Below are 25,695 nucleotides of genomic sequence, written 5' to 3'. Positions count from 1 at the left end.
CCCGACGTGTCTACTTTCCGGGGGTCAGGTCCGTCCCTGTACGCGGGCGCAGCATTAGCCAAGACGCCGGGCAGTGACGTCATCATTCCCGGCGGAACCGTCAACAGCGACGATCTTGCGGTGTACGGGGCGGAAGCGGTTGAAACAGTCCTGTCTATGCGCTTCGACCTCGCGATTGTCGGAATCTGCGCGTGTACTCCGTCGGTAGGCCTTATGTCCCCGAACCTCACCGAGGCGACCATTAAGCGGGCCTATTTCCAAGCCGCCCGACGAGTCATCGTTGTCACCACACCAGAGAAATTCACGCGCATGTCAGCCCACCGCGTGGCCACATTTGATCAAGTAGACACGGTCATCACAACGACTGACCTATCCCAGGATCTAGCCGAGGATGTGGTCGATGCCGGCACCAACCTCACGATGGTGCCGGTGGAAGGCGCCTAAAGCTGGAACTTTTCGACGATTTCAGTGCGACGCTTGTGCTCCATCCAGAAGGACAGGAACGGGACAACACCGGCAAGCGCCGTGGTGAACAACTTGCTCACCGGCCACATGACGCGCGGCCCAAGAACCAGGATGGAGACGAGGTAGACCATATAGGCCACGCCGTGGGCTTGGGCAATGAGCGTGGCCCACGACGGCATTTCCATGCCTACGCCGTACTGCAGGATCATGCGCACAACCAAAATAAGAAGGAAGATACCGGTAACCGTGGCGGCGATGGAAAAGAACTTCAGCGGACCACGAATGCGGGCCTGGCGGTCTGGGTGGACGGCGTTGCTCATTGATTCTCCTCTTCGGTGCCGCGACGGCGGCGCTGTTTGTTCATGGCGTTGAAGGTTTCCACATCAACCTGCGGCCGAGGTGGCAGGAAATCCTCGTCGATCTTGGTCACGGCTTGTTCCTTGGTTGACCTCACGCTCTTTGCTTCATACTGAGCTGGTTCTTCTCCCCGCTCGAGGGCTTCGTTCTCTGCATCGATACGCTCATTCTCGTAGCGCATAGCGGTGCGGTATGCGTAGACCACGAACACCGCGAAGAGCGGCCACTGGAAGGCGTATCCCAGATTTTGGAAGGTTCCCGAGCCAGAGCGGAACCGAGTCCACTGCCAATAGGCAAGGAACAAAAAGAGCACGACAAAGAACACGATGAGGACGATGTGCCACCATCGAACCTTCATCCGCTTTTTCGGTGCTGGGTTGGTGCTCACCCACAACAGCCTACCCACCACGCCGTGAAAAGTGGATTTCCTTCCGCGGCCTGCTGCCCTGTAGGCTAGTGGACGTTGCGCAGAGAAGGTAGTACTCCGCAGCAACAAAACCAGCGCCCGTGGCGGAATTGGCAGACGCGCTAGATTTAGGTTCTAGTGTCTTATGACGTGTGAGTTCAAGTCTCACCGGGCGCACAATTTCAAACCCCGCTCGGCAAATTTCGAGCGGGGCTTTTGTTATTCCCAGTTCCGCGCTTAGGCTTGCCCGGCGAGGGCCGCCAAAGGTTCGCGCAGCTGCGCCAGTGCGCGGCCGCGGTGCGACACCGCATTCTTTTCCTCCGGGGACATCTCCGCGGCGGAGCGGGATTCGCCCTCGGGCTGGAAGAGGGGATCGTAGCCGAAGCCATTTTCGCCCTGCGGTGCGGTGAGCAAGGAGCCTGGCCAGCGGCCCTCCACCACGTGCTCCTGGCCATCCGGGGTCACCAGCGCGCAGACCGACACGAAGGCAGCCGCGCGACGCTCTGCGGGTACGTGAGACATCTGCCCCAGCAGCAGCTGGTTGTTCGCTTCATCGCCGCCGTGTCCGCCCGACCAGCGGGCCGAAAGCACGCCCGGCATGCCGTTGAGTTCTTCCACCGCGAGGCCGGAATCATCCGCAATCGTCGCTAAGCCGGTGTGCTGCACCCCGGCGCGCGCCTTAATCAACGCGTTGTCAGCAAAGGTGCGGCCATCCTCCACGGGCTCCGGGTAAGCCTCCACCGCGGACAGGGGGAGCAGCTCGATGCCCGCGATGCCGGCGTCGGCGAGGATCTTCTCTAGTTCCTTGAGCTTCTTGGCATTATTCGAAGCGACGAGGAGCTTTACCATCCGAGGGCCGCCTTTTGAGCGTCGATAAGCTGGGCGCAACCAGCCTGCGCCACGTCCAACATGTCATTGAGCTCCGCGCGGCCGAACAAACCGTGCTCGCCGGTGCCCTGAATCTCAACGAAGTCTCCGCCTTCCTGCATCACCACGTTGAGATCGACCTCCGCGCGGGAATCCTCTTCATAGGGCAGGTCGAGGCACACGTGGCCGTCGATGATGCCGACGGAAACCGCAGCGATGGGATCCAGCAGCGGCTCGCCCGGGACGACGCCTTCCTCCTTGAGGTAAGCAATCGCATCAGCAAGCGCCACATACGCGCCGGTGATCGACGCCGTGCGGGTACCGCCGTCTGCCTGCAGCACGTCGCAATCCAGCTGGATGGTGTTCTCCCCCAGCTCAGACAGGTCCACCGCTGCGCGCAGGCTGCGGCCCACCAGACGGGAAATCTCGTAGGTACGGCCCTTGACCTTGCCCTTCATCGACTCGCGCGGCATGCGCTCGTGGGTTGCAGAAGGCAGCATGGCGTACTCAGCAGTCAGCCAGCCCTCGCCGGAATCCTTCTTAAAACGCGGCACCCCGAATTCCACGGAAGCCGTACACATGACTCGGGTGTTGCCGAACTCCACCAGCACTGACCCAGCCGGGTTGGTGGTGAAATTACGGGTAATGCGAACGCTACGGAGTTGGTCGAGCGCGCGACCATCAGCACGAGTGAAATCAGTCATGCCCACTACCCTACCGCGCGTGTTAAAAGTCGAGCTCCATCCCAGCGGCGCCGACGACGATCTCTCCGTCGAACTCGCGGGCAGCGGCGGCATATGTTGCGGCGACATCGCCCCACGGCTGTAGGTGAACAAGCACGAGCTTCTTTACCCCTGCCTCACGCGCTAGGCGCCCAGCTTCTGCTCCCGACATGTGCATGTCTGGAGCCTTATCCTCCGAAGTCTCGCCCCAAGCAGCCTCACAGAGGAAAGCATCCACGCCTTGGGCGGCCTCAACGAGTGCGGGCGTATAAGCGGAATCCGCCGAGTAACACACAGTTGCGCCGGTCTTCGTGTGCTCGACCCGCAGAGCATACGTTTCTACCGGGTGCACGGTACGGAAAGGCGTGATGTAGACATCGTCGACAAGCTGGCGCTCACGGTCCACCCAGGGACTAAACGCAAAGGAATCACTCATATCATCCACCCCATCCGGGGCATCCGATGACAACCGACCCAAGTGGGTTTCAGTCGCCGCCGGGCCGAGACAAAAATTGCGGGAAGCTGCCGGGGCCGTGGGGTGGAAACGGCGCCAGACCATCAGCGACGGGAAGTCTAGGCAGTGGTCAGCGTGGAGATGCGTTAATGCCACGTGGGCATCGCAAGGATCCTGGAGTTCCTGCAGGCGAGCAAGCGTACCCGGGCCGAGGTCCATGATGATGGACGGAGCCGAGGGGAATGACAGGAGGTAGCCAGAGGCCGGATTACCCACAGTGGGCACCGACCCGGAACAGCCTAGGATGGTCAGCTTCATGCGTTCAATAGTTCCACGAAACAATGGGGGATGCGAGATTTGGCTCGATTGTACATCTTTGCCGGTGCTAAATCTTGGGTCCCAGGAATCGCGTAGCCAAACGCTCGAACGCCGCGTGGTCACCAGTGCACTCAAAACTGCGGGTTGGCACTTGCCCCGCCGGGGCAAGCATGTCCGTCTTGGTGAGGATGCGCAAAACGTCCTTCGTGGTCTCCTCGGCGGAAGACACCAAGGTGACGTTGTCACCGATAGCGAGCTGGATGACGCCTGTGAGCAGTGGGTAGTGCGTGCAGCCGAGGACGAGTGTGTCGACCCCTGCCGATTGCAGCGGAGCGAGGTAGCCTTCCGCCACACCGAGGATCTGGCGCCCAGCGGTAATGCCGCGCTCGACAAAGTTCACAAAGTCCGGGCAAGCAACTGCCTCGCACTCGACGTTCGGGTTGACCGCAAAAAGATCTTGATAAGCACCTGAATTAATGGTGCCCTCCGTGCCGATCACGCCGATCTTGCCGTTGCGGGTGGTGGCAATGGCACGGCGCACGGCCGGGCGAATCACCTCGACGACCGGAATGTCGTAGCGCTCGCGGGCATCGTGGAGGAAGGCTGCGGTGGCGGTGTTGCACGCAATCACCAGCATCTTGCAGCCACGCTCCACGAGTTCATCAGCAATCGCGGTGGACAGCTCACGGACTTGGGCAATGGGCCGTGGACCATAAGGGGCGTGGGCGGTATCGCCGATGTAGACGATGGATTCGTCGGGAAGCTGCTCAATGATTGTGCGCGCTACGGTGAGTCCGCCTACGCCTGAATCAAAAATCCCAATGGGAGAGGTTGCATCAGGCATTAGTTCATCACTCCTCGAGGCGCAGGCTTAACCTTTCTCATCGGGTCATCAGAGGTGATCACCATGCCCGCGACGATGCCGCCAATGGCACCGAAAAGGTGGCCCTGCCAGCTCACTCCCTCATAGATGGGCAGCACGCCCCAGATCAGGCCGGAGTAGGCAAAACCAAGGCCTAAGCCAACGAGGAACTGGCTCAACGAGCGGTTAAAGATACCCCGCACGATAAGGTATGCCAACCAGCCATACACCACGCCCGAGGCTCCAATATGCGAGGTTCCCGGCCCGCCCAGCAGCCACGTGCCAACACCAGCGATGAGTACCACGATGATGGTGACCTCCCACCACGCCTTACGCCCGGATAGGCCAATCAGGAAACAAAACACCGCACCTGGCAGCGAGTTACCGATGAGGTGCTCAAAGTTTGCGTGGAGCAGCGGCGCGGTGAAGATCCCCCAGATACCGTTGAAATCCAACGGGTGAATGCCGTACTGCCCCAGCTCGCTTCCAAAGAACAGGAAGTTGATGATGTGGATGATCCACTCGACGGCCAGGAAGCCCACCGTTAAAGACGCAGCCGTTTTTAAACGTCCGGTCCGGGTGTAGTTCTTCGAGTCCCCCTTGTTGAGTATGGGTTGGTGCCCCGTTCCCGGTCCTGCCGGGCGGGGTTGGAAAGGGTTGGGCTCATGCGATTGCTGCTGGCCAAAGGGTCCACTCGTGGTCATAATGCCTCCAACTTTAGCAAGCGTGAGGCAAGGACTACGTCTCCAATCCCGGCCTGCGCTTCTGCTAGTCCATGATGACGTTGAGCAACGAATCCTGGCAGAAGGCCAGCCATTCCACGAGCGCATCGCGGTCTGCCCCGGGGGTATCCTGCGGCACGTCCCCCGCAGCGATGTAGAGGCGCAGGTCATTGAGGCCGGCGAGGAAAGCATGTGCCTCTTCCTCACTGATAGCCACCTCTACCCCGCCGGTAGGGCCAAGGGCGGTGTTAATCACCTGGAGATTCTCCAGCTTGGCGCGCGCGATGTCATTCTCGTGCAGCGAGCGCAGCAGCGAATTATCACCATCGAACTCTTCGTCCCCTGGCTTCTGGAAGTCTGGAAAGAGACGGGCCAGTGACGGATCCTCCGGTGCTTCGGTGTGGCCAGTGGGCATGTCGAGCATGTCCGCCAATTCATCCTTCGGCGCTGACTGCGCGCGGGCGATGATGGCCTCGGAGACCGTCGCGGTGAGATCACCGAGGACTTCACGCTCCATGGGCTCGAATACGGTGGTGTACTTCGCACCACGCATGAAGGACTTTTTCTTCTTCCACGTCTGCATACTCTTATCCTGCCTGCTGCATCGTGGCCCACAGGCCGGCGACCTGTAGTTTCTTCACGTCAGCTTCAACCTTGTCGCGTTCACCCGAGGACACCGCCGCCTTACCTTCGGTATGGACTTGCATCATCAGCTCGTTAGCTCGCTTCTTGTCATAACCCAAAACAGTCTGGAACACGTAGGAAACGTAGCTCATTAGGTTGACTGGGTCATCCCAGACAATGCACATCCACGGCAGGTTTTCGCTCGTGGCGACGTCGACGTCAATCGCCTCATCCAGCTCCGGGGTGGCCATGGGCGAACTCATCACCACGACTGCGGACGTTTCGTTGTGCGCTTTCATGTCCTCTACACTAGCCAAATTTTTTCATCTCGCGAACAGTTATACTGTCTTCGACCTTTAACCTGATTGTCGTTTGCAGGTGGCATCGATGAATTCTTTCTCCCTTCCCCCAGCCGTTACTGACATTCTCGCGGGACGCCAACCCTCAAGAGAGGACCTTGTGCCTCTCGTGCAGCGCATCATCACCGTATTGGTCCTCGGTGGCACGCTCGTGACCGCCGTGCTCAGCTTGACCAACCCCTCCGATAACGGCAGCTCACAGGATTCTGAGCCTCCCGCGCCGGCGACGTGCGATTACGAGCTTCCCGACGTCCCCGTCCAACGCCAGCTCGCCACCATCCAAGATGAGCTCATAGAGGCGCTCAACACGTGGCGCAAGGAGGATGGTCTAGCCCCGCTGGTGCCCTGGATCGACCGCCAAACCGCTGCCCGCGAAAAGGCAGAATGCAACGCGGTAACACACGAGGAAAGGCCATCTGAAGAAAACGTGCAGATGGTCCAGCACCACCTTCCTTTGGACACGGCGAGTGGATATGAGTTTGTCGAAGCCTTCAGAGCTTCCCCCTCCCACGTGGCCGCCTTGCGCGATCCCCGCATGACCACCGCTGCGGTGGGCACGGCTTACAGCGACGGCGAAGTCTACGTTGTCATTCAGCTCGAAGCATAGAACTGCTGATTTTTCGGTACGCGCTGAGTAGCATCTTCGATGTGACTACTACCTCAGACAACGTCCAGGATTCTGGGCTCGGGCCCAGCGATCGTTCTACGGCCCTGCTTACCGATAAGTATGAGCTGACCATGCTGCAGGCTGCGCTGCGCGATGGCTCCGCACACCGCCAGGTGGCCTGCGAAGTGTTTGCCCGCCGCCTCCCCAACGAGCGGCGCTACGGTGTTGTCGCCGGCACCGAGCGTGTCCTTCGCGCAGTCCGAGACTTCCGCTTCACCGCTCAGCAGCTGGCGGAAATGGATTTCCTCGATGCAGAGACCAAGGAGTACCTGGCTAATTACCGTTTCTCCGGGCACATCGATGGCTATCGCGAAGGCGAGCTGTACTTCCCCAACTCGCCGCTGCTGACCGTGCGCGGAACCTTTGGCGAATGCCTGATCCTGGAAACCGTGATCCTGTCCATCATGAATTCCGATTCCGCCGTGGCCTCTGCGGCCTCACGCATGGTGGTGGCTGCGGATGGCCGCCCCATCATCGAGATGGGCTCGCGCCGCACGCACGAGTATGCCGCCGTCACCGCCGCCCGCGCCGCCTACTTGGCCGGTTTCCAGGCCACCTCCAACCTGGAGGCTGGCTACCGCTACGACATCCCGGTCTCCGGTACCGCGGCGCATGCATGGACGCTCGCGCACGTCAACGAAGACGGATCCCCGAACGAGGAGGCGGCATTCCGCGGGCAGATCGAAACCCTCGGCGTGGGCACCACCCTGTTGGTGGATACCTACGACATCACCAAGGGCGTGGAAACCGCCGTGCGGGTGGCCGGCCCCGAGCTGGGCGGCGTTCGCATCGACTCCGGCGATTTGGCCGCTGTCACCCGCCGCGTGCGTAAGCAGCTCGATGACTTGGGCAACCACAACACGAAGATCGTTGTCTCTTCCGACCTGGACGAGTTCGCCATCGCTGGCCTGCGAGGAGATCCCGTCGACGTCTACGGCGTGGGCACCTCGGTGGTCACCGGCTCTGGCGCCCCAACCGCCAGCATGGTGTACAAGGTCGTCGAGGTTGATGGCCATCCCGTGGCCAAGCGTTCCTCCTCGAAGAAGTCGCAGGGCGGGGCAAAGCGCTCCCTGCGCACCTACCGCTCCTCCGGGGTGGCCGTCGAGGAGCTCGTGCTCCCCTTCTCCGCCGAAGATCCAGACACCGGGACGCTGAGCACCCGCGACATGACGGTGCCGCTCATGCGCGACGGAGAGATCCTGGACAATCTGCCCACCCTCCACGAAGCCCGCGAGTACCTAGCCCAGGCCATCACCACTCTGCCGTGGGAAGGTTTGGCTCTGACCCGCGACGAGCCTGCGGTGCCGACCCGCTTCATCGGGTTCGGCTCATAGGATGCGTGCGGGAGGCAACCGACTAGACTGACTCAAATGCAGGACTCAACGGTTGACCTCCTTGACGCCGCCGTCTCCGCCCTCGGAGGTGCGCGGCGTGCCGGCCAGGTGCGCATGGCGGAAGCCGTGACCACCGCGCTGGAAAAAGAGCGCCACCTCGCCGTGCAAGCTGGAACGGGTACGGGTAAATCACTGGCTTACCTCGTCCCTGCTTTTCGCCACGCGCAAGAGACCGGGCACACCGTGATTGTTTCCACGGCCACGCTGGCACTGCAACGCCAGCTGGTGGAACGAGACCTGCCGCGCCTCGCCGAGGCCCTCGAACCGCACCTGGAAAAGAAGCCGACCTTCGCCATCATGAAGGGGCGTTCCAACTACGTCTGCCTCAACAAAGTCTCCCGCGCCGCTGAACTTGACGACGAAGACGCCCTGCTTGACCAGGACGCCATCTCCAGCCTCGGACGCCATGTCCAGCGCGTCTACGAGTGGGCGGAGGACACCGAGACGGGCGACCGCGAGGACCTCGAACCGGGAGTGCCCGATCTAGCCTGGCGGCAGGTCTCCGTCACCTCCAATGAGTGCCTTGGTGCTACCCGCTGCCCGCACGGCGAGGACTGCTTTGCGGAGCTCGCGCGGCGCCGCGCGGCGGACGTCGACATCGTCGTCACCAACCACGCGCTGCTCGCCATCGATGCGGTGGCAGACATCAACATCCTGCCGGAGCACGATGTCGTCATCATCGATGAGGCACACGAGCTGGACGGCCGCATCACCTCGGTCTCTACCGCCGAGATCACCGGGCGCGCCCTCAAAATGGCGGCCAACCGCGCCAAGTCCCTCGGCGCCAATGGCAAAGACCAGCGGCTGAGCGAACAAGCCAATGAACTGAGCCAACTACTCGGTGAATTCACGCCGGGCCGCTGGACCGATCTTCCGGAGGAAGCCAAGCAGCAACTCATGGGTCTCGCGGACACGTTAAGCGACTGCCGCGAGACCATCGCCCGCGCCCCCGAGGGCGAACAGGCCCAGGACCCGGAGAAATCTGCCGAGCGCCAAAACCTGGCCAATCACCTCGGCAGCCTCGTCGAAGCCATCGCCCGCATCCTCGACGTCTTCGCCACCGGTGACCCCGCAGCACACGCCGACGTGGTGTGGCTGGAACGCGATGAGCGCACGCTGAACGACACCCTGGCCGTTGCCCCTCTCTCCATCGCCGGCATGTTGCACGAAAAGCTCTTCGGCGAACAGACCGTGGTGCTAACCTCCGCCACGCTTGCCTTGGGCGGGCGCTTCGACGCCATGGCCGCGCAATGGGGCCTGCCCAAAGGCACATGGGATAGTCTCGACGTGGGCTATCCTTTCGACCCCGCCCGCAGCGGCATCCTTTATACCGCAGCACACCTTCCGCAGCCGGGCCGCGACGGACTCAGCCCGCAGACCCTTAAGGAAATCCGCGAGCTCATCATGGCCGCGGGCGGGCGCACCCTCGGTCTCTTTTCCTCACGCCGGGCCGCACAACAAGCAGCCGAGGAGCTCAAGCCCACGCTCCCCTTCGACATTTACCTTCAAGGCGAGGACTCCATCGGCGCGCTCGTGGAGAAGTTCACGAAGAACGAGAACTCCTGTCTGTTCGGCACGCTCACTCTCTGGCAGGGTGTCGACGTCCCGGGACCCGCGTGTTCCCTGGTGCTCATCGACCGTATCCCCTTCCCCCGCCCGGATAATCCCCTGATGCAAGCGCGCACCGAAGCAGCTAAGGCAGCTGGGCGCAATGGTTTCATGGAGGTATCTGCCACGCACGCGGCGCTGCTTATGGCCCAGGGCGCGGGCCGCTTGCTGCGCTCCACTGCGGACCGCGGGGTCGTCGCAGTCCTCGATAGCCGCTTGGAAACCAAGCGCTATGGCTCCTACCTGCGAGCCTCCATGCCGCAGATGTGGCCCACGAGCGACCCGCAGGTCGTGCGCGGGGCGCTCAAGCGCCTGGTTGAGGCCCGCTAGGGATGACGCAGCGCGCACACCGTGGCTGAGTCTGGAGCGACCTCGGTGAAACCGGCGTCATGCACCACCACCGCTCCCAGACGCGCACAAGCCACGGCAAATTCCTCATGGGGGATTTCGCGCACGGACAGCGCAAAGTCCTGTGCTACCCAGTCCTCCACTTCCTCGGCGCTCATCGCCGCGGCTAACAGCATCGAACCGTGTCCTACCTGCGCTGCGGCCTTTCCCGCGCTCATGGCGAGGGAGGCGTCGACGTAGATCACGGGGGCGTCGCCAAGCGCGGGCCCGGGCTCATCCTGGGGCAGATCGGTGTGGCCGATCTGTAGCTTCGCCACGAGCGGGTGCACGTCCTGCACCGCCGAGGGAAGGAAGACGCGCGCGCGATCATCCACGGTGACGCCCGGCAGGGACTGCACATCGCGCCAGGCCTTGTTGCGTGCGCGGCGCGCCACCTTGCGGATGCGGTGCCCGTACCACTGCCCTAGGGCCTCGGCGAAGGCCCCATCCTGGCCAGCCCTCTCATCGAGACAGAGCTTGACGACGCCTTTAGCTGCCGCCTCGAGCACCTCCGTGCGCGCGGGCGGATCCTGCTTGGGCAGGTTAAGCGCGATCTGCATCGCCTGAATGGTCTCGGGTTTGTTCGGGTCCTCAGGGTCATCGCGCCAACTGCGCTCGCTGCACGCAGCCGCAAGACGGCGATGGGCCTCGCGGAGATTACTCACTGGCAACTTCTTCCATCGGGATACCGAGGATCTGCAGGATCTCATCCATGTACGGGTGGTTGACGGAGGTATCCGCAACCTGGCGAAGCGCTGGCTTGGCGTTGAAGGCAATGCCCAAGCCGGCGGCGGAAATCATGTCGATATCGTTAGCGCCGTCGCCGACGGCAACGGTCTGCAGCATGCTCAGACCCGAATCCGCAGCGAATTCGCGCAGGAACTTCTCCTTGGCCTTGCGGTCCACCACGTCACCGATGACGCGGCCGGTGAGCTTACCGTCCACGATTTCGAGGGTGTTGGCGCGCACGTAGTCGAGGTCGAGTTCCCGTGCTAAATCCTCGAGGACTTGGATAAAGCCGCCAGAGACTACCGCAACGCGGTATCCCATGCGCTTGAGGGTGCGGATGGTGGTCCGCACGCCCGGGGTCAGGCAAATATCGGCGGCGGTTTCTGCGATGACGGACTCCGGCAAACCTTCCAGGGTGGCGACGCGCTCGCGTAGGGATTGCTCGAAGTCCAGCTCGCCGCGCATCGCGCGCTCCGTCACTGCGGCAACCTCGGCTTCCTTGCCGGCGTGGGCGGCCAGCATTTCGATGACCTCGCCGGTGATAAGGGTGGAATCGCAGTCAAAGCAGATAAGCCGCTTCGAACGGCGCTGCAGGCCGGAGCGCTCGATGGCGATGTCGACACCTTGCTCGGTAGCTAGGCGGGCCAGCATGGCGCGCACAGGATCGGCAGCACCATCGATCGTGATATACAGCTCCAAGCCATTGAGCGGATAAGTGGAGAGCCCGCGGATACGGTCGATGTTGACGTTGAGGTTAGCCAGTTCCTTAGCAATGGCGGACATCTGGCTGGCGTTGAGCTGGCGTCCCAGAACCACGACGACGTGCGTCGAGCGCGGGCGTGAGGTTGACTCTTCTTCTCGCAGGTCCACGTTGATGGACTGCGCGTAGATGCTCAGCGTATTTCGCAATCCTTGCTCCAAAGCCTCGAGGCGCGAGGAACGAACCCGGATGTAGGCGGACAGCGAAATCCGACCGGAGAAGATGGCTTGCTCGGCGTCGACGAGCTCCACATCATGAGAGCCCAGTACGCGGAAGAAGGCCGCCGACACGCCGGGCTTATCAGGGCCGGAGGCGGTAACAACGGCGAAGACTTGTTCACTTTGATTATCCACGGACCTATTATCTCACACCGCGTTCGTGGCCCCTTCACCTACGGCAAACGCCGCCTCCCCATCGCAGTGATGGGGAGGCGGCGTTTTCAGGAGTACTCAGCTAGTGAGTGCTTAGTGGCCGACGTGTGCTTCCTCGCGCATGCGCTTAACCATGTGCGGGTAGTGCAGCTCGAAGGCCGGGCGCTCGGAACGGATGCGCGGCAGCGACACGAAGTTGTGGCGCGGCGGCGGGCAGGAGGTGGCCCACTCGAGGGAGTTGCCGTAGCCCCACGGATCGTCCACGGTGACGATCTCACCGTAGCGCCAGGACTTGAAGACGTTCCACACCAGCGGGATGACCGAGGCGCCGAGGACGAAGGAGAAGATGGTGGAAATCTGGTTGAAGACCGTGAAGCCATCAGACTCCAGGTAGTCGGCGTAACGACGCGGCATACCCATGTTGCCCACCCAGTGCTGGATAAGGAAGGTGCCGTGGAAGCCGATGAAGGTCAGCCAGAAGTGGATCTTGCCCAGGCGCTCATCGAGCATGCGGCCGGTAATCTTCGGGAACCAGAAGTACAGACCAGCGAAGGCGGAGAACACCACGGTACCGAACAGGGTGTAGTGGAAGTGAGCAATCAGGAAGTAGGACTCAGCAAGGTGGAAGTCCAGTGCCGGGGAGGCCAGCATAATACCGGTCATACCGCCGAAGAGGAAGGTTGCCAAGAAGCCCATGGCGAAGATCATCGGGGTATCCCAGGTGATGTGGCCCTTCCACATGGTGCCGACCCAGTTGAAGAACTTCACGCCGGTCGGAACCGCAATGAGGAAGGTCATGAAGGAGAAGAACGGCAGCAGAATGGCACCGGTCACGAACATGTGGTGAGCCCACACAGCCATGGACAGCGCACCGATTGCCAGCAGAGCGAAGACCAGGCCGATGTAGCCGAAGACGGGCTTACGGGCGAAGACAGGTACGACCTCAGAGATGATGCCGAAGAACGGGAGTGCCAGGACGTAGACCTCCGGGTGACCGAAGAACCAGAAGAGGTGCTGCCACAGGATGCCGCCACCGTTGGCGGAGTCGAAGATGTGGCCGCCCAGCTTGCGGTCATACAGCACGCCCAGTGCCGCAGCGGTCAGCAGCGGGAAGATCATCAGAACGATGACAGATGCGGTAAACACTGCCCAGGTGAAGACCGGCAGACGGAACATGGTCATGCCCGGTGCACGCAGGGTGAGGACCGTGGTGATCATGTTGATGGCGGAAGCAATGGTACCGACACCGGTAGCGCCCACGCCGACGATCCACATGTCAGCACCGATGCCCGGGGTGTGAACCGAGTCAGCCAGCGGGACGTACATGGTCCAGCCGAAGTCAGCAGCGCCGCCCGGGGTCAAGAAGCCCGCGAGCATCACGATGCCGCCGGTCAGGGTAATCCAGAAACCGAAAGCGTTCAGACGCGGGAAGGCCACATCCGGTGCGCCAATCTGCAGGGGCAGAACATAGTTACCGAATGCCCACACCACTGGTGTTGCAAACAGCAGCAGCATGACGGTGCCGTGCATGGTGAAGAGCTGGTTGAACTGCTCGTTGGACAGGAACTGCAATCCTGGGGTGAAAAGCTCAGCGCGAAGCAGCAGAGCCATGAAGCCACCGAGGAAGAAGAAGCTGAAGGCCATGATCATGTACATGATGCCCAGCTGCTTGTGGTCGGTGGTGGTTAGCAACATCCACGCCTTGGAACCAGTCTTTGCGTTACCAGTCGGCTCCGGACGTGTAGGCGCGACGTAATCGTCGAGCCGTGGCGCCACAGCGGTCATAAAATCCTCCTGAAGAACAAGCGTCTAACCACATCGGTATCACGCGTTTTATCGCGCCACACGCCCAGTGATTAAACACCTAGGTTTACTCGCCTTATATTAGGGCACCTCAGGGCCAAATTTCCAGCGCTCTGATATTCCCCGTAGCTCTTGCTAGCCCCGTTTTATCCGGATAACCCCTTGTACGTGGCAGACCCGCTACACCATGCCCCACCAGGCGGTGATCTAGAACACAGATGGCCGAGTGTGCGGGCCCCTAAAACCCGAAAACGCACCCCCTGAAAGAATCAAACTTTCGGTTGATCGTTCTAGGAGGTGCGGCGTGGCAGTGGATGGTACTTAGAAGTCCCAGTCCTCGTCGGTGGTTTCCTCCGCCTTGCCAATCACATAGGAGGAACCGGAGCCAGAGAAGAAGTCATGGTTCTCATCCGCGTTCGGAGACAAGGAGGACAGGATGGCCGGGGACACGCGGGTTTCATCAGCCGGGAAAAGCCCCTCGAAGCCTAGGTTATTGAGCGCCTTGTTGGCGTTGTAGCGAAGGAAGCGCTTTACATCCTCGGTCCAGCCCAACTCATCGTAGAGATCCTCGGTGTAATCGATCTCGTTCTCGTAGAGTTCATAGAGCAGGTCGAAGGCGTAGCCCTTCATCTCTTCCTGCTCCGACTCCGAGAGCTTCTTGTAGCCCTGCTGGAACTTGTAGCCGATGTAATAGCCGTGGACGGCCTCATCGCGGATGATGAGGCGGATGATATCGGCCGTGTTCGTCAGCTTTGCGCGCGACGAGAAGTACATCGGCAGGAAGAAGCCTGAGTAGAAGAGGAAGGATTCCAGCAAGGTGGACGCAACCTTCTTCTTCAGCGGGTCATCGCCCTGATAGTAGGACATGACGATTTTTGCCTTGCGCTGGAGGTTTTCATTCTCTTCGGACCAGCGGAAGGCGTCGTTGATCATGGGAGTCGACGCCAACGTCATGAAGATATTGGAGTAGGACTTCGCGTGAACGGACTCCATGAAGGCGATGTTGGTGTAGACCGCCTCTTCGTGGAGAGTGGTGGCGTCGGGAAGCAGCGATACCGCACCGACGGTGCCCTGGATGGTATCGAGCAGAGTGAGACCAGCGAAGACACGCATGGTGGTCTCCTGTTCCTTCTCAGTCAGAGTTTTCCAGCTCTGGATATCGTTGGACACCGGCACCTTTTCCGGGAGCCAGAAGTTACCGGTGAGGCGATCCCACACCTCGAGATCCTTCTCATCTGGAATCGTGTTCCAGTTAATTGCCTTCACCGGAGCCTCGTGGCTAGCGATGTAATCGTCGTACTCGTGAGACACGCACGTCACCTCGTCTTACTAGTTATTGTGAGTCTGGTGCCATGGTACCCGGTAAAACTAGGGGCCAAAATTCCTGCGTGTTTTATACTTAAGCCCTGTTCACACGCCCCCGAATGTCGATGGAGGTACCGACTCCCCGTGACTGAGCCCTCCGCTCCCCTACTCAGCACCGTTCTAGACACCATCGGCGCCGACATCGTCAGCGGCACCCTTGCCGCCGGCGAGCGTTTTACGCTCACCGATCTCTGCGCACGTTTCGGAGTTTCCCGGACCGTAGCCCGCGAGGCAATGCGCGCACTAGAGCACTTAGGCATGGTCTCTTCTTCACGCCGCGTAGGTATCACGGTGCTGCCTATCAGCGAGTGGGCGGTCTATGATCCCGCCATCATTTCGTGGCGCCTGAGCTCAGAGAAATCCCGCGACAGGCAGCGCTCCTCGCTCAACGAACTGCGCCTTGCCATTGAGCCCGTCGCTGCCAGCCTCGCTGCGCTGCATGCGTCCCAAGAAGATAAGGAAGAGATCTTAGAGCTGGCCCAACGCCTCCAAGACACGCCAACGCGGCGCGTCGGTGAGCACCTCGCTACCGACCTGCGTTTTCATGCCATGGTTCTCCATGCCTCGGGCAATGAGATGTTTTCAGCTCTCAGCCCCTATCTGCTGTCCATGGTGCGCGGGCGTTCCCTCTTTGGCTCCCGCAAACGCAACCCCACGGCCGGCACCGAACAGCGTCACCTGGATCTAGCGGAGGCAATCCACCGCGGCGACTCCCCCGAGGCAGAAAAAATCGCACGCGCCATCCTGATTGAGGCGCGTGCGAACAAGGACTAACAGGGACTAGAGCATGCAGGAAACGCAGCCCTCAACCTCGGTTCCCTCCAGAGCCATCTGGCGCAGGCGGATGTAGTAGAGGGTCTTAATACCCTTTCGCCATGCGTAGATCTGGGCGCGGTTGATATCGCGGGTAGTGGCGGTGTCCTTGAAGAACAGCGTCAGCGACAGACCTTGGTCAACGTACTTCGTAGCCTCGGCGTAGGTGTCGATGATCTTCTCGTAGCCGATCTCATAGGAGTCCTTGAAGTACTCAAGGTTGTCGTTGTCCATGTGCGGCGCCGGATAGTAGACGCGGCCGATCTTGCCCTCCTTGCGAATCTCAATCTTGGAGGCGATCGGGTGAATCGAGGACGTCGAGTTGTTGATGTACGAAATCGATCCGGTCGGCGGCACTGCCTGCAGGTTGCGGTTGTAGATGCCGTGCTTGGCGACGTCCGCCTTCAGCGCAGCCCACTCCTCCGCCGACGGGGTGTGAATCGAGGACTTGGCGAAGAGCTCCTTGACCTTTTCCGTGCGCGGAGCAAAGTCAGCCGGATCATAACGGTCGAAGAACTCACCGCTGGCATAGTCAGACTCGGGGAACTCGGTGAAGTACTCGCCACGCTCGCGGGCAAGCTTGTTGGAAGCGCGCAATGCTGCGTACATGATGGCGGCGAAGTAGGCGTTGGTGAAGTCCAAGCCTTCCTCAGAGCCGTATTCAATGTGCTCGCGGCCAAGGTAACCGTGCAGGTTCATCTGCCCCAGGCCAATCGCGTGGGAATCATCGTTGCCCTTGCGCACGGAGGGAACGGAGTCGATGGAGGTCTTGTCCGCCACAGCCGTCAAGCCACGGATAGCGGTTTCCACCGTCAAGGCGAAGTCCGGGGAATCCATGGTAGCCGCGATATTGAGGGAGCCAAGGTTGCAGGAAATATCGCTGCCCAAGGTCTTGTAGGTGAGGTCGTCGTTAAGCTCTGACGGGGCGTTCACCTGCAGAATCTCGGAGCACAGGTTCGACATGTTGATGCGCCCAGTCTTGACCGGGTTGGCGCGGTTCACGGTGTCCTCGAACATGATGTAGGGGTAACCGGACTCGAACTGCAGCTCCGCGACGGTCTGGAAGAAGTGGCGAGCGTTGATCTTCTTCTTGCGGATACGCGGATCCTCGACCATCTCTTCGTAGTGCTCGGTGATGGAAATATCGCCGAAGGCCTTGCCGTAGACGCGCTCGACATCGTACGGGCTGAACAGATACATGTCATCGTTACGCTTTGCCAGCTCGAAGGTGATGTCGGGGATCACGATGCCAAGCGAAAGGGTCTTGATACGGATCTTCTCGTCCGCATTCTCACGCTTGGTGTCAAGGAAGCTCATAATGTCCGGGTGGTGCGCGTTGAGGTACACCGCACCAGCGCCCTGGCGAGCGCCCAGCTGGTTGGCATAGGAGAAGGAATCCTCCAGCAGCTTCATCACGGGGATGACGCCGGAAGACTGGTTCTCGATGTGCTTGATGGGCGCGCCGGATTCGCGGATGTTGGACAGCAACAGAGCAACGCCGCCGCCGCGCTTGGACAGCTGCAGGGCGGAGTTAATAGAGCGCCCGATCGACTCCATGTTGTCCTCGATGCGCAACAGGAAGCAGGACACCAGCTCGCCACGCTGGGCCTTGCCGGCGTTGAGGAAGGTCGGGGTAGCCGGCTGGAAGCGGCCGGTCATGATTTCATCCACAAGATGCTCAGCCACCTCCGTGTCACCATCAGCCAAGAAGAGTGCGGTCATGGACACGCGGTCTTCGAAGCGCTCGAGGTAGCGGCGGCCGTCGAAAGTCTTCAGCGTGTACGAGGTGTAGTACTTGTAGGCGCCAAGGAAGGTCTTAAAACGGAATTTGAAGGCATAGGCGCGCTTGAACAGGGACTTGATGAATTCGAAGTCGTACTGCTCGATGAGCTCTGGCTCGTAGTACTTGTTTTCCACCAGGTAGCGCATCTTCTCTTCCAAGTCGTGGAAGTAGACAGTGTTCTGGTTGACGTGCTGGAGGAAGAATTGGTTCGCGGCCTCGCGGTCCTTGTCGAACTGAATCTTGCCGTTCTCGTCATACAAGTTCAGCAGCGCGTTAAGTGCATGATAATCCAGTTGCTCGGCCGGCTTCACAGGTTCGGCGACGGTCTTACCCAGTTGCGTGGTCACGACGTTCACGGGCCTTTCTTTGCTATGGCGAAATGGAGAGACGAAATAGTACGGATGAGGCTTTAGGCAGCTAAACCTAAAGCGGCCGCGTTGGCCAGGAGGCCTTCACGGCAAATTGTGACATCTTCCTCGGTTCCGAGAAGCTCGAAGCGATACACATAAGGAACCTTACACTTGGCGGCGATGACGTCACCCGCCTTGCCAAAGTCACTGCCGAAGTTGCTGTTTCCTCCGGCTACAACGGCGCGAATGAAGCTGCGGTTGTGTTCATCATTCAGGAAACGAATGACTTGTTTGGGTACAGGCCGCGTGTTCTGCCCGCTTATCGACGCCCCTCCCCCGTATGTCGGGCAGACCAAGACATAAGGTTCATTCACGGTGAGGGGCTCGTCATTAAGACGCAGCGGAATGCGTGCGCTGGGAAGGCCGAGCTTCTCGACGAAGCGGTGGGTGTTTTCCGTAGCGGAAGAGAAATACACGACCAACATGGCGTTAACCTAGGCGCTCGCCACCATCGCAGTGAGGGCCTTGATGCGATCCGGGCGGAAGCCGGACCAGTGCTCGCCGTGCGCTTCCACGACCGGCGCTTGGACGTATCCGAGGGCCATGACGTAGTCGCGGGCATCATCATCGAGGGAGATATCCACCAACTCGTACTCGAGACCAGCACGGTCGAGAGCCTTCTTGGTGGCGTTGCACTGGACGCAAGCGGGCTTAGTGTAGACAGTGATGCTCATGTGACGTTCCTTTGGCTTCCTTCGGCGCTACACGCGGAGTGACTGTTGAATTCGGTACTGGCAGAGCGTTCAACGGCTCTGCCTACAGGCTCTGAACAGCGATATCGGACCGCCGTTCAAGCAACATCAACGACACTATACTTTGTGCCCGCACCCCGCAACTAGCACTACATGTAGTAGTTACATGCCTGGTATTCCCAGGATGTAACTTGGCCCGACCCCACATGTTGACACCCCATCACTCCGCCCGTCCCCACGGCGGTAACTACACCGTTGATATTCCCTGCACGTTTACCGAAGATTCACTTAGTTTGTGACAAAGTCCACAAAAGGGCACGGCTCTAGGCCACGCCCTCGATACCGGCCCCTTTATTGCCAATGAAATCTAATCAAGCATTGGCTCGACACAGGTTCCAGACTCAGCCCCTTGCCCCGCCTCGCGGGTCAGACCAAAGAGCACCTGGCTCATCGTCATGGGATCCCGCGGCAGGTCCGGATGCAGCGGCTCCGCTCCGCACAGCTCCCCTAGATCGATGTTGACCACGTCGGCGCCGTCGACAGATGTAAGCATGGAGGAAGAGTTCGGGGTCACCGTGACGTCGGCAGGCGAATAGATCGAGGTATAGAGCGGCCCCGGCGCCGTATCAGGCAGCGCGTTGAGGTTCTCCATAAACTCGGAACCGACAACTTGCTGGATGCCTGCAGAGCTTGCCAAGAACCGAGCAAAGTGTGGCATCGCCGCAATCATCTTGGCCAGAACCTCGCCCATCCCGTTGAGGGTTGTGCCATGGAGGTTGCCACCAATGGCCACAGCGTGGGAAACGTGCTCAGCCGAACCGTACATCTGCGTGTAGGTCTTGATGTGCAGCCCGCCCTGCGAGTGGCCCACCAGATTAACCTTGTCGCTTCCGGTCACCTCGCGCACGTAATCAATCTGCCCTGCAATTTCGCGCGCAGACTCATCCAAGTCCGCAATCGCCTTGGCACGAGGATTCGCGTTCTGCAGCGTCACGTCGTCCGCGCCGTAGTCAAAGGCCCACACGCACATCCCCTCCTCCTGCAGGACCGGGATCAGTTCGTTCCACGTCGAGGAATTGTCCGACGTGCCGTGGAGAAGCACCACCGGCTCACGCACCTCGCCGCTCGGCTCGCACGAGGGATCATTGATTCCCAGCGAGGAATCCGCCAAGCTTTCAAACTCAAAGTCCACAGCATGAGCTACCGGAACAGTGAACCCAACTGCAGCAGCACACACCGCCGCCACGAGACGCTTCTTCATTATTCTTCTTTCTTTCAACTATCTTTCGGACCCCTGCTAAAGTCCGCCCGATAATTATATTCATTAAACTGCATCTGTCCAGGCACGTGGCATAAAAAATCCGCCCTCCCCACAAAGCGGGGAGGGCGGAGACGAGGAAACTCGTTTCTTAGCCCTGGCGAGCCTTGAAGCGCGGATCCTTCTTGTTGATCACGAAGACCTTACCGTGGCGGCGAATAACCTGGGCGCCCGGCTTCTTCTTCAGCGACCGAAGCGACTTGCGAACCTTCATCGGGCGCTCCTTTCGTTATGCGCAATCTTGATGCGATTGATTAGTTCAAAGCACAGCTGGGAATACACCCAGCAATGACACGAGGGAAAATGTTACCCCACGCGCGCGTCATAACCAAAACACTCAGCTTTCGGAGTAGCGGGCGCGAAGCTGCTCGGCAACATCCTCGAGGCTCTCCCCCGCCGTTTCCGGAACGAGTGCGCGGGTATATCCCACCGCGACGAGACCTAAGACCGCGAAGATTCCGAAGGCCAGCGAGCCGCCGAGCCACTCGACCACCGGCAAGAAGAACTGCGCCACCGCCCAGTTACTCACCCACAGTGCCAGCCCAGCAATTCCCATACCCACGCCGCGGACCTCTGGCGGCACGATTTCTGACATGAGCAACCACGTGGCCGGGGAGACTGCCGCCTGCTGGAAGGCAATGAACGCCGCCATGCACGCCAACGACAGCATGGCCAGCGGAATGGAATCGTGGGCGAAGTGATAGGCCACCGCGAGGACCACGAGCGAGACCACGTTGCCACCTAGGCCCGCCAACAGCAGCCGGCGGCGTCCCAGCCGGTCAATCACGCGCATGCCCACGAGGCACGCTACGACGGATACCGCACCGATCACCATCGACGTATATACCGAGTTAGTGGTGGAGATACCCACCTGGTTCATCATCGTGGGCGCAAAATACACAATCGCGTTCACACCCGTAATCTGCTGAGTCACCCCCATGAGCATGGCGAGCGCGATGGCCCAGCGCATCCAGCGGTGGTGTCGCACAGCGTTCCATTCACCCGTGCTCGGACGTGGACTAAGCTCCAACTCCGCTCCCTGCGCGCCGACCCGAGTACCGACCGCGGCAGCTTCACGCGTTCGGCCGCGAGCCGCGAGCCATACCGGGGTATCAGGTAGGAAAACCATGCCGAGCGCCAGCGCCGCGCCTGGGACCGCGGCCAGCCCCAGCATCCAATGCCAGCTGCCGCTCGCAGCCAACAGCGAGTTCACGCCGTACGCCAGCAGCTGCCCGACGACGATCATGAGCGTATTGAGGGAGACCATCCGGCCCCGCACAGCCGCCGGGGTGATTTCGGAGATGTATATCGGGGAGACGATCGACACAGCACCTACCGCCACGCCGAGGAATGTACGGGCGGCAGCGAGTTCAGCGGCCGAGCTTGAAAGCGCGCACCACACGGAACCAGCCACGAAGATGAGTCCACCGGCGATGAGGGTGCGACGCCGCCCGATCATGCTCGCCACACGCCCAGCGACCAGCGCGCCGGCTGCCGCGCCAACCAAAAGCATCGAGGTCACCAGCCCCTCCTCGTGGGCGGACATGCCGAATTCCGGCCCCACGAAGAGGAGGGCGCCGGACATGACTCCGGTGTCATACCCAAAGAGCAGGCCACCCAGGGCGGCGACGCCTGCGACCATCATGACGTACGTATCTTTGTTCACGGGTTCCTATTGTCGCAGGCGGCTACCATTGGCGTCATGTCACATGAATCCATAGACCTCCAGCACGACATCATCGAGGCCCTCGGCGTAAAACCCAGTATCGATCCAGCAGAAGAGGTTGAGCGCCGCGTCGCCTTTTTGGTGGACTACCTACGCACAACCGGCGCGAAGGGCTTTGTCCTAGGCATCTCTGGCGGCCAGGACTCCACCCTGGCAGGGCGCTTGGCACAGCTAGCGGTGGCCCGCGTCAACGGCGCGGACTTCTGGGCCGTGCGCCTTCCCCACGGTGTACAGGCCGACGAGGATGACGCACAGATCGCCCTCGACTTTATCGAGCCCGACCACTGCCTCACCGTCAACATCGCCGAGGCCACCGCGGCTCTCGACGGCGCCGTGGCCAACGCCCTACACCAGGACTCCCTGGGGGATTTCAATCGAGGCAACCTCAAGGCCCGCCTGCGCATGGCCGCGCAGTACGCGCTGGCCGGCGAAGTCGGCGCGCTGGTCATCGGCACAGACCACGCCGCCGAAAACGTCACCGCTTTCTTTACCAAGTGGGGCGACGGCGCTGCCGACGTCCTGCCCCTCGCCGGGCTCAACAAGCGCCAGGGTGCTCAGCTTCTGAAGCATCTCGGCGCACCAGATTCCACGTGGAAGAAGGTTCCCACCGCAGATCTAGAGGATGACCGCCCCCTACTCTCTGACGAAGAAGCGCTCGGCGTCACCTACTCCCACATCGATGACTACCTCGAGGGCAAGGACGTGCCTGCCGCCGCCCAATCGCGCATCGAGACCCTGTGGCGCCGCGGCGCCCACAAGCGCACCATGCCGCCTGGGCCGCAATAATCTTCTGCCGGTAGCGGGGCGCTCTTAAGCAATGGAATCGCGCTAACGCAACGCGTCGAGCGTGGCCTCCGCCGCTTGTGCGAGCGGGCCGTAATACGCGGGCCCATGCGTTAAGGAATGCACCGCCAGCGGGTGCAGCTGATGCATGGGCACCCACTTCTCGTATTCCTTGGGCGCCCCGTACCCGCGGAGGATTTCCTCGTAGAACGGCGTGCCAAACAGTTCGAGCATGGCTAAGTCCGTCCACGGGTGGCCGCCGTGTGCGGCAGGGTCAATCATCACGGCCGAATCGGCAGTAAACAGTACGTTGCCTGCCCACAGGTCACCGTGAATGCGAGCCGGTTTCACGTCCCAGTCGGCAGTTTTTATGGCCTCGCATGCTTGCCGGACAACCCCCTGCACCCCCTGAGGCAATCCACCCACGAAAGGCAGCACGCGCTGCTCAGCGTAGAACTCGCCCCAGGCTTCGCATGGTTCGCAGGGTTGCTCCACGCGCCCAATGAAGTTCGCGCCCTCCCAGCCCGCCGGTGGCGCGCCGAAGGCGGGCGCTCCCGCTTCATGGACCGTGCGCAGCGCAGCGCCAAAGGCGCGGGCAGCAGGAGCGCTCGGCCGCGCCTGCTCCACCCGCCGCGTGCTAAGAGAAGTAGAGGTGACTTCGGTGACGTCCACGACGACGGCGGCAAGCGCCTGCGCAAGCCATCTCAACCCAGCAGCCTCGGCGCCAGCTTGATCAGGACGGGACACGGTCTTGGTGAATACATCCATGGCCCCAGCATAGAAAAAGGCCGCCCCCATTCAAGGAGACGGCCGAAAGTGGAGCTAACGGGATTCGAACCCGTGACCCCCACACTGCCAGTGTGGTGCGCTACCAACTGCGCCATAGCCCCAGAGCTGTATTGAATTATGAAGTGGAGCTAACGGGATTCGAACCCGTGACCCCCACACTGCCAGTGTGGTGCGCTACCAACTGCGCCATAGCCCCTCATACGAGGTGCAACCTTTGTGATTGCAACTCGTATCAATATATCGCCTCCGTTTTCACTCACCAAATCGCGAGTTTAGGTGCGGTATTTGCACGCCCCTACTTAGCGGCGACGAGGTCGACCCACTCCATGATGGAGGTCTTGTCATCCTCCGGAATGTCCTTGCCGTCCTTGATGATGCGCGGCGAGGACACGCTGCCGGTGTCGGCTTCCAGCTTCTCGTAGTTCGCGGTAACCAGGGCGTTACCCTTGCCCACCGGTGCATCCTCGATGGCCTTGACGGTGTCCTTATCCGCGCCCAAGGACTCAGCGGCCTGCGCAAAATCCTTCATCTCCCACTTGTTGTACACCTTGGACTGCTCATCCATGAGGTACTTACGCAGGTTCCAGTAGAGCTGTACGTCACCGGACTTGGCTACCTGCTCCATCGCAGCCGCGGCCTTGGAGGAGTGTCCCCTGTTGGACTTGATGCTCTCGATGCCATTCGGGCTGCCATCCAGGAAGTTGAGGGTGCGCACCTTAACAATGAGCTTGCCCTGCTCAATCTTTTCCTTCATCTGATCATCGGTCTGCTTGGCCAGATCAGAGCAGTGAGGGCAAGAGTAGTCCTCGTACAGCTCGACCTCCGGCGCATCCTTGGCGTCGGCAGCCTTGAGGGTCACGGCGTTATCAGCAAAGGACATCTCCATATTGACGTCCTGCTTGGTGTAGCCTTCCAAGCCCTCAACGCTGGCACCACGGTTTTGGTAGAAGATAAAGCCGAGCACGACGGCAATAATCACCAGCAGAACACCGATGCCCCACAGGAATCCGCTGTTGTTATTGGCGGTGGGGTCTTTAACTGTACTCATTGAGAAACCTTGTCTTGTATGACGTAAATGGAACGAACCGAAATCCTACACACCGCTGTTAAGGGTGCAATGCAAACTTGGTGAAGGGACGCTTGATTGTCCACACCATTAACACAGAATAGAAGACATCACGCAGCAGTGTCATCATGTAGTTCATCACCTGCGCGTCTTCATCGGGGCTAACGGAGAAACAACCGCAGTCAATCCCGAGCCCTCGCATCCACGCCTGTGCAATGCCAATCATGAATAAAACGAGGACAATCTGTCCCACCCATGCCGATTGGCGCAAGAACAGCCCCAACAGCAGCAACAGGCCGCCGCACACTTCCAACGGGCCAATCAGGTAGGACAAATACTGAGACCACTCTGGTGTAAAGATCTCATAGGCCTTGATGCTTTGCGATACCGCGAGCTGATCCGACAGCTTCGACGCTCCCGCTTTGATCCACACATAGGCCATATAAAAGCGCGCGAATGCACTAATGACGTCAAGCACAAGGGCGGCGCTGATTTTGTCTTTAATCACGAGCACAGCCTAACAAGTTAGGGGTGGAGAGCGTAACGGCGATACGGGCGCAAAATTGTCCAAAGGGTGAGGACCAAGAAGGTTGCATCACGCAGCAGCGTCAGCGCGTAGTTCATGCCTTGGCTCACGTCGGCGGGGTCATAGCCGAAACAACCGCAATCGATCACCAGCCCACGCGCCCATGCCTGGGAGATTCCCACCATGAAGAGGACTAAGACCACCGCCGCGACTGCCGACGCCTCCCTCAAGAACAACCCCAGCAGCAACAGCACCCCACCCATGAGTTCCAAGGGGCCGATGAGGTAGGCCAAGTATCCGGCCCATTCCGGGGTGAAGATGCCGTAGGCCTCGATGGCCTGGGTCATCTCCATCCTGGCGTCCAGCTTCTGAATACCGGCGATAATCCACACGGCAGCCATTCCAAAACGCACCAGCGCGCTCATCAGATCGGCGGCCGACATGGATTTTGCGGATGTCATAATTCATTAGCCTAGTCTCGGACCTAGCTTCGGACCCAGACTTCAGCCCTGGCCTGTTATGTCCATAGGGTTTTTGGACATGGAGTCC

Annotated in this window: 28 protein-coding genes, 3 tRNA genes and 1 pseudogene; 7 read left to right on the top strand and 25 right to left on the bottom strand. The window is 60.4% G+C overall.

The genetic code is table 11. The features are described from left to right. A pseudogene (locus HMPREF2967_RS02490) lies at positions 1 to 444 on the top strand (DeoR/GlpR transcriptional regulator); the annotation flags it as partial. On the opposite strand, the gene HMPREF2967_RS02485 reads toward HMPREF2967_RS02490, so the two are convergent. Both HMPREF2967_RS02485 and HMPREF2967_RS02480 read right to left on the bottom strand, forming a co-directional pair. After that, complete coding sequence (locus tag HMPREF2967_RS02485; RefSeq protein WP_070522386.1) at positions 441 to 785, bottom strand: DUF3817 domain-containing protein; 345 nt, start codon at positions 783 to 785, stop codon at positions 441 to 443. The pseudogene HMPREF2967_RS02490 and the gene HMPREF2967_RS02485 sit on opposite strands and share 4 nt — an antisense overlap. Continuing rightward, on the bottom strand, positions 782 to 1,180 hold the full coding sequence (locus HMPREF2967_RS02480; protein WP_070522389.1) for an SURF1 family protein: 399 nt from the start codon (positions 1,178 to 1,180) through the stop codon (positions 782 to 784). The genes HMPREF2967_RS02485 and HMPREF2967_RS02480 overlap by 4 nt, the downstream gene beginning before the upstream one ends. A 143-nt stretch (positions 1,181 to 1,323) precedes the next feature. Between HMPREF2967_RS02480 and HMPREF2967_RS02475 the strand changes: the two genes are divergently transcribed. Beyond that, positions 1,324 to 1,405, top strand: a tRNA-Leu gene (locus HMPREF2967_RS02475). Between the two features lie 60 nt (positions 1,406 to 1,465). Here the strand turns inward: HMPREF2967_RS02475 and rdgB are convergent. The 7 genes from rdgB to clpS all read right to left on the bottom strand — a co-directional run bounded on the left by rdgB (position 1,466) and on the right by clpS (position 6,096). Beyond that, the gene (rdgB, locus tag HMPREF2967_RS02470) at positions 1,466 to 2,077 is read right to left on the bottom strand and encodes an RdgB/HAM1 family non-canonical purine NTP pyrophosphatase (RefSeq protein ID WP_070684842.1); all 612 of its coding nucleotides are present in this window, start codon (positions 2,075 to 2,077) and stop codon (positions 1,466 to 1,468) included. Further along, positions 2,071 to 2,799 (bottom strand): ribonuclease PH, encoded by a 729-nt coding sequence (gene rph, locus HMPREF2967_RS02465; protein WP_070684840.1) that lies wholly within the window; start codon positions 2,797 to 2,799, stop codon positions 2,071 to 2,073. Before rph ends, rdgB begins: the two co-directional genes overlap by 7 nt. A gap of 22 nt (positions 2,800 to 2,821) precedes the next feature. Continuing rightward, positions 2,822 to 3,589 carry an MBL fold metallo-hydrolase gene (locus HMPREF2967_RS02460; protein ID WP_070522394.1) on the bottom strand — a complete coding sequence of 256 codons (768 nt, stop codon included), beginning with the start codon at positions 3,587 to 3,589 and terminating at the stop codon, positions 2,822 to 2,824. Between the two features lie 67 nt (positions 3,590 to 3,656). Continuing rightward, complete coding sequence (gene murI / locus HMPREF2967_RS02455) at positions 3,657 to 4,433, bottom strand: glutamate racemase (protein ID WP_070561737.1); 777 nt, start codon at positions 4,431 to 4,433, stop codon at positions 3,657 to 3,659. Beyond that, positions 4,433 to 5,155 carry a rhomboid family intramembrane serine protease gene (locus tag HMPREF2967_RS02450; protein WP_070522400.1) on the bottom strand — a complete coding sequence of 241 codons (723 nt, stop codon included), beginning with the start codon at positions 5,153 to 5,155 and terminating at the stop codon, positions 4,433 to 4,435. Before HMPREF2967_RS02450 ends, murI begins: the two co-directional genes overlap by 1 nt. Positions 5,156 to 5,219: 64 nt before the next feature. After that, on the bottom strand, positions 5,220 to 5,756 hold the full coding sequence (locus HMPREF2967_RS02445; RefSeq protein WP_070522403.1) for a DUF2017 domain-containing protein: 537 nt from the start codon (positions 5,754 to 5,756) through the stop codon (positions 5,220 to 5,222). 4 nt (positions 5,757 to 5,760) lie between these two features. After that, positions 5,761 to 6,096, bottom strand: a complete 336-nt coding sequence (clpS, locus tag HMPREF2967_RS02440) for an ATP-dependent Clp protease adapter ClpS (protein WP_070522406.1) — start codon at positions 6,094 to 6,096, stop codon at positions 5,761 to 5,763. Positions 6,097 to 6,184: 88 nt separating this feature from the next. On the opposite strand from clpS, the gene HMPREF2967_RS02435 reads away from it, so the two are divergent. The 3 genes from HMPREF2967_RS02435 to HMPREF2967_RS02425 are packed head-to-tail and all read left to right on the top strand — an operon-like array spanning position 6,185 to position 10,155. Further along, the gene (locus tag HMPREF2967_RS02435; protein ID WP_070522408.1) at positions 6,185 to 6,763 is read left to right on the top strand and encodes a CAP domain-containing protein; all 579 of its coding nucleotides are present in this window, start codon (positions 6,185 to 6,187) and stop codon (positions 6,761 to 6,763) included. A 41-nt stretch (positions 6,764 to 6,804) separates the two neighbouring features. Beyond that, the gene (locus HMPREF2967_RS02430) at positions 6,805 to 8,157 is read left to right on the top strand and encodes a nicotinate phosphoribosyltransferase (protein ID WP_070522411.1); all 1,353 of its coding nucleotides are present in this window, start codon (positions 6,805 to 6,807) and stop codon (positions 8,155 to 8,157) included. Positions 8,158 to 8,193: 36 nt separating this feature from the next. Then, a complete protein-coding gene (locus HMPREF2967_RS02425) occupies positions 8,194 to 10,155 on the top strand; it encodes an ATP-dependent DNA helicase (protein WP_070684838.1) in 1,962 nt (653 codons plus the stop codon). On the opposite strand, the gene HMPREF2967_RS02420 is transcribed toward HMPREF2967_RS02425, so the two are convergent. The 4 genes from HMPREF2967_RS02420 to nrdF all read right to left on the bottom strand — a co-directional run bounded on the left by HMPREF2967_RS02420 (position 10,152) and on the right by nrdF (position 15,186). Further along, entirely contained in the window at positions 10,152 to 10,877 is a 726-nt protein-coding gene (locus HMPREF2967_RS02420; RefSeq protein ID WP_070684836.1) for a peptidyl-tRNA hydrolase, read from the bottom strand. The two genes, HMPREF2967_RS02425 and HMPREF2967_RS02420, sit on opposite strands and share 4 nt — an antisense overlap. Continuing rightward, positions 10,870 to 12,054 (bottom strand): phosphoserine phosphatase SerB, encoded by a 1,185-nt coding sequence (gene serB, locus HMPREF2967_RS02415; protein WP_070684834.1) that lies wholly within the window; start codon positions 12,052 to 12,054, stop codon positions 10,870 to 10,872. Before serB ends, HMPREF2967_RS02420 begins: the two co-directional genes overlap by 8 nt. A 111-nt stretch (positions 12,055 to 12,165) precedes the next feature. Then, complete coding sequence (gene ctaD, locus HMPREF2967_RS02410; RefSeq protein WP_070684832.1) at positions 12,166 to 13,857, bottom strand: aa3-type cytochrome oxidase subunit I; 1,692 nt, start codon at positions 13,855 to 13,857, stop codon at positions 12,166 to 12,168. 339 nt (positions 13,858 to 14,196) lie between these two features. Continuing rightward, complete coding sequence (gene nrdF / locus HMPREF2967_RS02405; RefSeq protein WP_070522424.1) at positions 14,197 to 15,186, bottom strand: class 1b ribonucleoside-diphosphate reductase subunit beta; 990 nt, start codon at positions 15,184 to 15,186, stop codon at positions 14,197 to 14,199. 138 nt (positions 15,187 to 15,324) lie between these two features. Here nrdF and HMPREF2967_RS02400 point away from each other — a divergent pair, with 138 nt between their 5' ends. After that, positions 15,325 to 16,014: a FadR/GntR family transcriptional regulator gene (locus HMPREF2967_RS02400; protein ID WP_070625010.1), complete on the top strand. Its 690-nt coding sequence runs from the start codon at positions 15,325 to 15,327 to the stop codon at positions 16,012 to 16,014. A 6-nt stretch (positions 16,015 to 16,020) separates the two neighbouring features. Here the strand turns inward: HMPREF2967_RS02400 and nrdE are convergent, their stop codons facing one another. From nrdE to HMPREF2967_RS02370, 6 genes are all read right to left on the bottom strand, one after another. After that, entirely contained in the window at positions 16,021 to 18,183 is a 2,163-nt protein-coding gene (gene nrdE / locus HMPREF2967_RS02395; protein WP_070684846.1) for a class 1b ribonucleoside-diphosphate reductase subunit alpha, read from the bottom strand. 62 nt (positions 18,184 to 18,245) lie between these two features. Then, a complete protein-coding gene (gene nrdI, locus HMPREF2967_RS02390; RefSeq protein WP_070562116.1) occupies positions 18,246 to 18,671 on the bottom strand; it encodes a class Ib ribonucleoside-diphosphate reductase assembly flavoprotein NrdI in 426 nt (141 codons plus the stop codon). Between the two features lie 9 nt (positions 18,672 to 18,680). Further along, entirely contained in the window at positions 18,681 to 18,920 is a 240-nt protein-coding gene (nrdH, locus tag HMPREF2967_RS02385) for a glutaredoxin-like protein NrdH (RefSeq protein ID WP_070522434.1), read from the bottom strand. Between the two features lie 385 nt (positions 18,921 to 19,305). Beyond that, on the bottom strand, positions 19,306 to 20,199 hold the full coding sequence (locus HMPREF2967_RS02380) for an esterase/lipase family protein (RefSeq protein WP_070684830.1): 894 nt from the start codon (positions 20,197 to 20,199) through the stop codon (positions 19,306 to 19,308). 148 nt (positions 20,200 to 20,347) lie between these two features. Continuing rightward, a complete protein-coding gene (ykgO, locus tag HMPREF2967_RS02375; protein WP_003847162.1) occupies positions 20,348 to 20,470 on the bottom strand; it encodes a type B 50S ribosomal protein L36 in 123 nt (40 codons plus the stop codon). Positions 20,471 to 20,593: 123 nt separating this feature from the next. Further along, positions 20,594 to 21,922 (bottom strand): sugar porter family MFS transporter, encoded by a 1,329-nt coding sequence (locus HMPREF2967_RS02370; RefSeq protein ID WP_070684828.1) that lies wholly within the window; start codon positions 21,920 to 21,922, stop codon positions 20,594 to 20,596. Between the two features lie 36 nt (positions 21,923 to 21,958). On the opposite strand from HMPREF2967_RS02370, the gene nadE reads away from it, so the two are divergent. Beyond that, on the top strand, positions 21,959 to 22,768 hold the full coding sequence (nadE, locus tag HMPREF2967_RS02365; protein ID WP_369816014.1) for an ammonia-dependent NAD(+) synthetase: 810 nt from the start codon (positions 21,959 to 21,961) through the stop codon (positions 22,766 to 22,768). Positions 22,769 to 22,810: 42 nt separating this feature from the next. On the opposite strand, the gene HMPREF2967_RS02360 is transcribed toward nadE, so the two are convergent. The 6 genes from HMPREF2967_RS02360 to HMPREF2967_RS02335 all read right to left on the bottom strand — a co-directional run bounded on the left by HMPREF2967_RS02360 (position 22,811) and on the right by HMPREF2967_RS02335 (position 25,607). Continuing rightward, entirely contained in the window at positions 22,811 to 23,533 is a 723-nt protein-coding gene (locus tag HMPREF2967_RS02360) for a fructosamine kinase family protein (RefSeq protein ID WP_083312571.1), read from the bottom strand. A 49-nt stretch (positions 23,534 to 23,582) separates the two neighbouring features. Further along, positions 23,583 to 23,655 (bottom strand) — tRNA-Ala (locus HMPREF2967_RS02355). 22 nt (positions 23,656 to 23,677) lie between these two features. Continuing rightward, positions 23,678 to 23,750 (bottom strand) — tRNA-Ala (locus HMPREF2967_RS02350). A gap of 99 nt (positions 23,751 to 23,849) precedes the next feature. Continuing rightward, positions 23,850 to 24,602, bottom strand: coding sequence for a DsbA family protein (locus HMPREF2967_RS02345; RefSeq protein ID WP_070684824.1), 753 nt, complete (start codon positions 24,600 to 24,602; stop codon positions 23,850 to 23,852). A 58-nt stretch (positions 24,603 to 24,660) separates the two neighbouring features. Further along, on the bottom strand, positions 24,661 to 25,128 hold the full coding sequence (locus HMPREF2967_RS02340) for a MauE/DoxX family redox-associated membrane protein (RefSeq protein WP_070522450.1): 468 nt from the start codon (positions 25,126 to 25,128) through the stop codon (positions 24,661 to 24,663). 17 nt (positions 25,129 to 25,145) lie between these two features. Then, complete coding sequence (locus HMPREF2967_RS02335; protein ID WP_070684822.1) at positions 25,146 to 25,607, bottom strand: MauE/DoxX family redox-associated membrane protein; 462 nt, start codon at positions 25,605 to 25,607, stop codon at positions 25,146 to 25,148. Between the last annotated feature and the right edge of the window lie 88 nt (positions 25,608 to 25,695).

Origin of the sequence: Corynebacterium sp. HMSC059E07 (assembly GCF_001814395.1) — a bacterium.
Taxonomy (GTDB): domain Bacteria; phylum Actinomycetota; class Actinomycetes; order Mycobacteriales; family Mycobacteriaceae; genus Corynebacterium; species Corynebacterium hesseae.
The sequence above is the reverse complement of the archived record's forward strand: the minus strand, read 5'-3'. Positions and strand labels throughout refer to the sequence as shown.

Coding starts and splice junctions, on each gene's coding strand:
- HMPREF2967_RS02485 (WP_070522386.1), bottom strand. CDS start 785: ATGAGCAACGCCGTCCACCCAGACCGCCAGGCCCGCATTCGTGGTCCG.
- HMPREF2967_RS02480 (WP_070522389.1), bottom strand. CDS start 1,180: ATGAAGGTTCGATGGTGGCACATCGTCCTCATCGTGTTCTTTGTCGTG.
- rdgB (WP_070684842.1), bottom strand. CDS start 2,077: ATGGTAAAGCTCCTCGTCGCTTCGAATAATGCCAAGAAGCTCAAGGAA.
- rph (WP_070684840.1), bottom strand. CDS start 2,799: ATGACTGATTTCACTCGTGCTGATGGTCGCGCGCTCGACCAACTCCGT.
- HMPREF2967_RS02460 (WP_070522394.1), bottom strand. CDS start 3,589: ATGAAGCTGACCATCCTAGGCTGTTCCGGGTCGGTGCCCACTGTGGGT.
- murI (WP_070561737.1), bottom strand. CDS start 4,433: ATGCCTGATGCAACCTCTCCCATTGGGATTTTTGATTCAGGCGTAGGC.
- HMPREF2967_RS02450 (WP_070522400.1), bottom strand. CDS start 5,155: ATGACCACGAGTGGACCCTTTGGCCAGCAGCAATCGCATGAGCCCAAC.
- HMPREF2967_RS02445 (WP_070522403.1), bottom strand. CDS start 5,756: ATGCAGACGTGGAAGAAGAAAAAGTCCTTCATGCGTGGTGCGAAGTAC.
- clpS (WP_070522406.1), bottom strand. CDS start 6,096: ATGAAAGCGCACAACGAAACGTCCGCAGTCGTGGTGATGAGTTCGCCC.
- HMPREF2967_RS02435 (WP_070522408.1), top strand. CDS start 6,185: ATGAATTCTTTCTCCCTTCCCCCAGCCGTTACTGACATTCTCGCGGGA.
- HMPREF2967_RS02425 (WP_070684838.1), top strand. CDS start 8,194: ATGCAGGACTCAACGGTTGACCTCCTTGACGCCGCCGTCTCCGCCCTC.
- ctaD (WP_070684832.1), bottom strand. CDS start 13,857: ATGACCGCTGTGGCGCCACGGCTCGACGATTACGTCGCGCCTACACGT.
- nrdI (WP_070562116.1), bottom strand. CDS start 18,671: ATGTTGGTCGTGTATTTCTCTTCCGCTACGGAAAACACCCACCGCTTC.
- nrdH (WP_070522434.1), bottom strand. CDS start 18,920: ATGAGCATCACTGTCTACACTAAGCCCGCTTGCGTCCAGTGCAACGCC.
- HMPREF2967_RS02380 (WP_070684830.1), bottom strand. CDS start 20,199: ATGAAGAAGCGTCTCGTGGCGGCGGTGTGTGCTGCTGCAGTTGGGTTC.
- ykgO (WP_003847162.1), bottom strand. CDS start 20,470: ATGAAGGTTCGCAAGTCGCTTCGGTCGCTGAAGAAGAAGCCGGGCGCC.
- nadE (WP_369816014.1), top strand. CDS start 21,959: ATGTCACATGAATCCATAGACCTCCAGCACGACATCATCGAGGCCCTC.
- HMPREF2967_RS02360 (WP_083312571.1), bottom strand. CDS start 23,533: ATGGATGTATTCACCAAGACCGTGTCCCGTCCTGATCAAGCTGGCGCC.
- HMPREF2967_RS02345 (WP_070684824.1), bottom strand. CDS start 24,602: ATGAGTACAGTTAAAGACCCCACCGCCAATAACAACAGCGGATTCCTG.
- HMPREF2967_RS02335 (WP_070684822.1), bottom strand. CDS start 25,607: ATGACATCCGCAAAATCCATGTCGGCCGCCGATCTGATGAGCGCGCTG.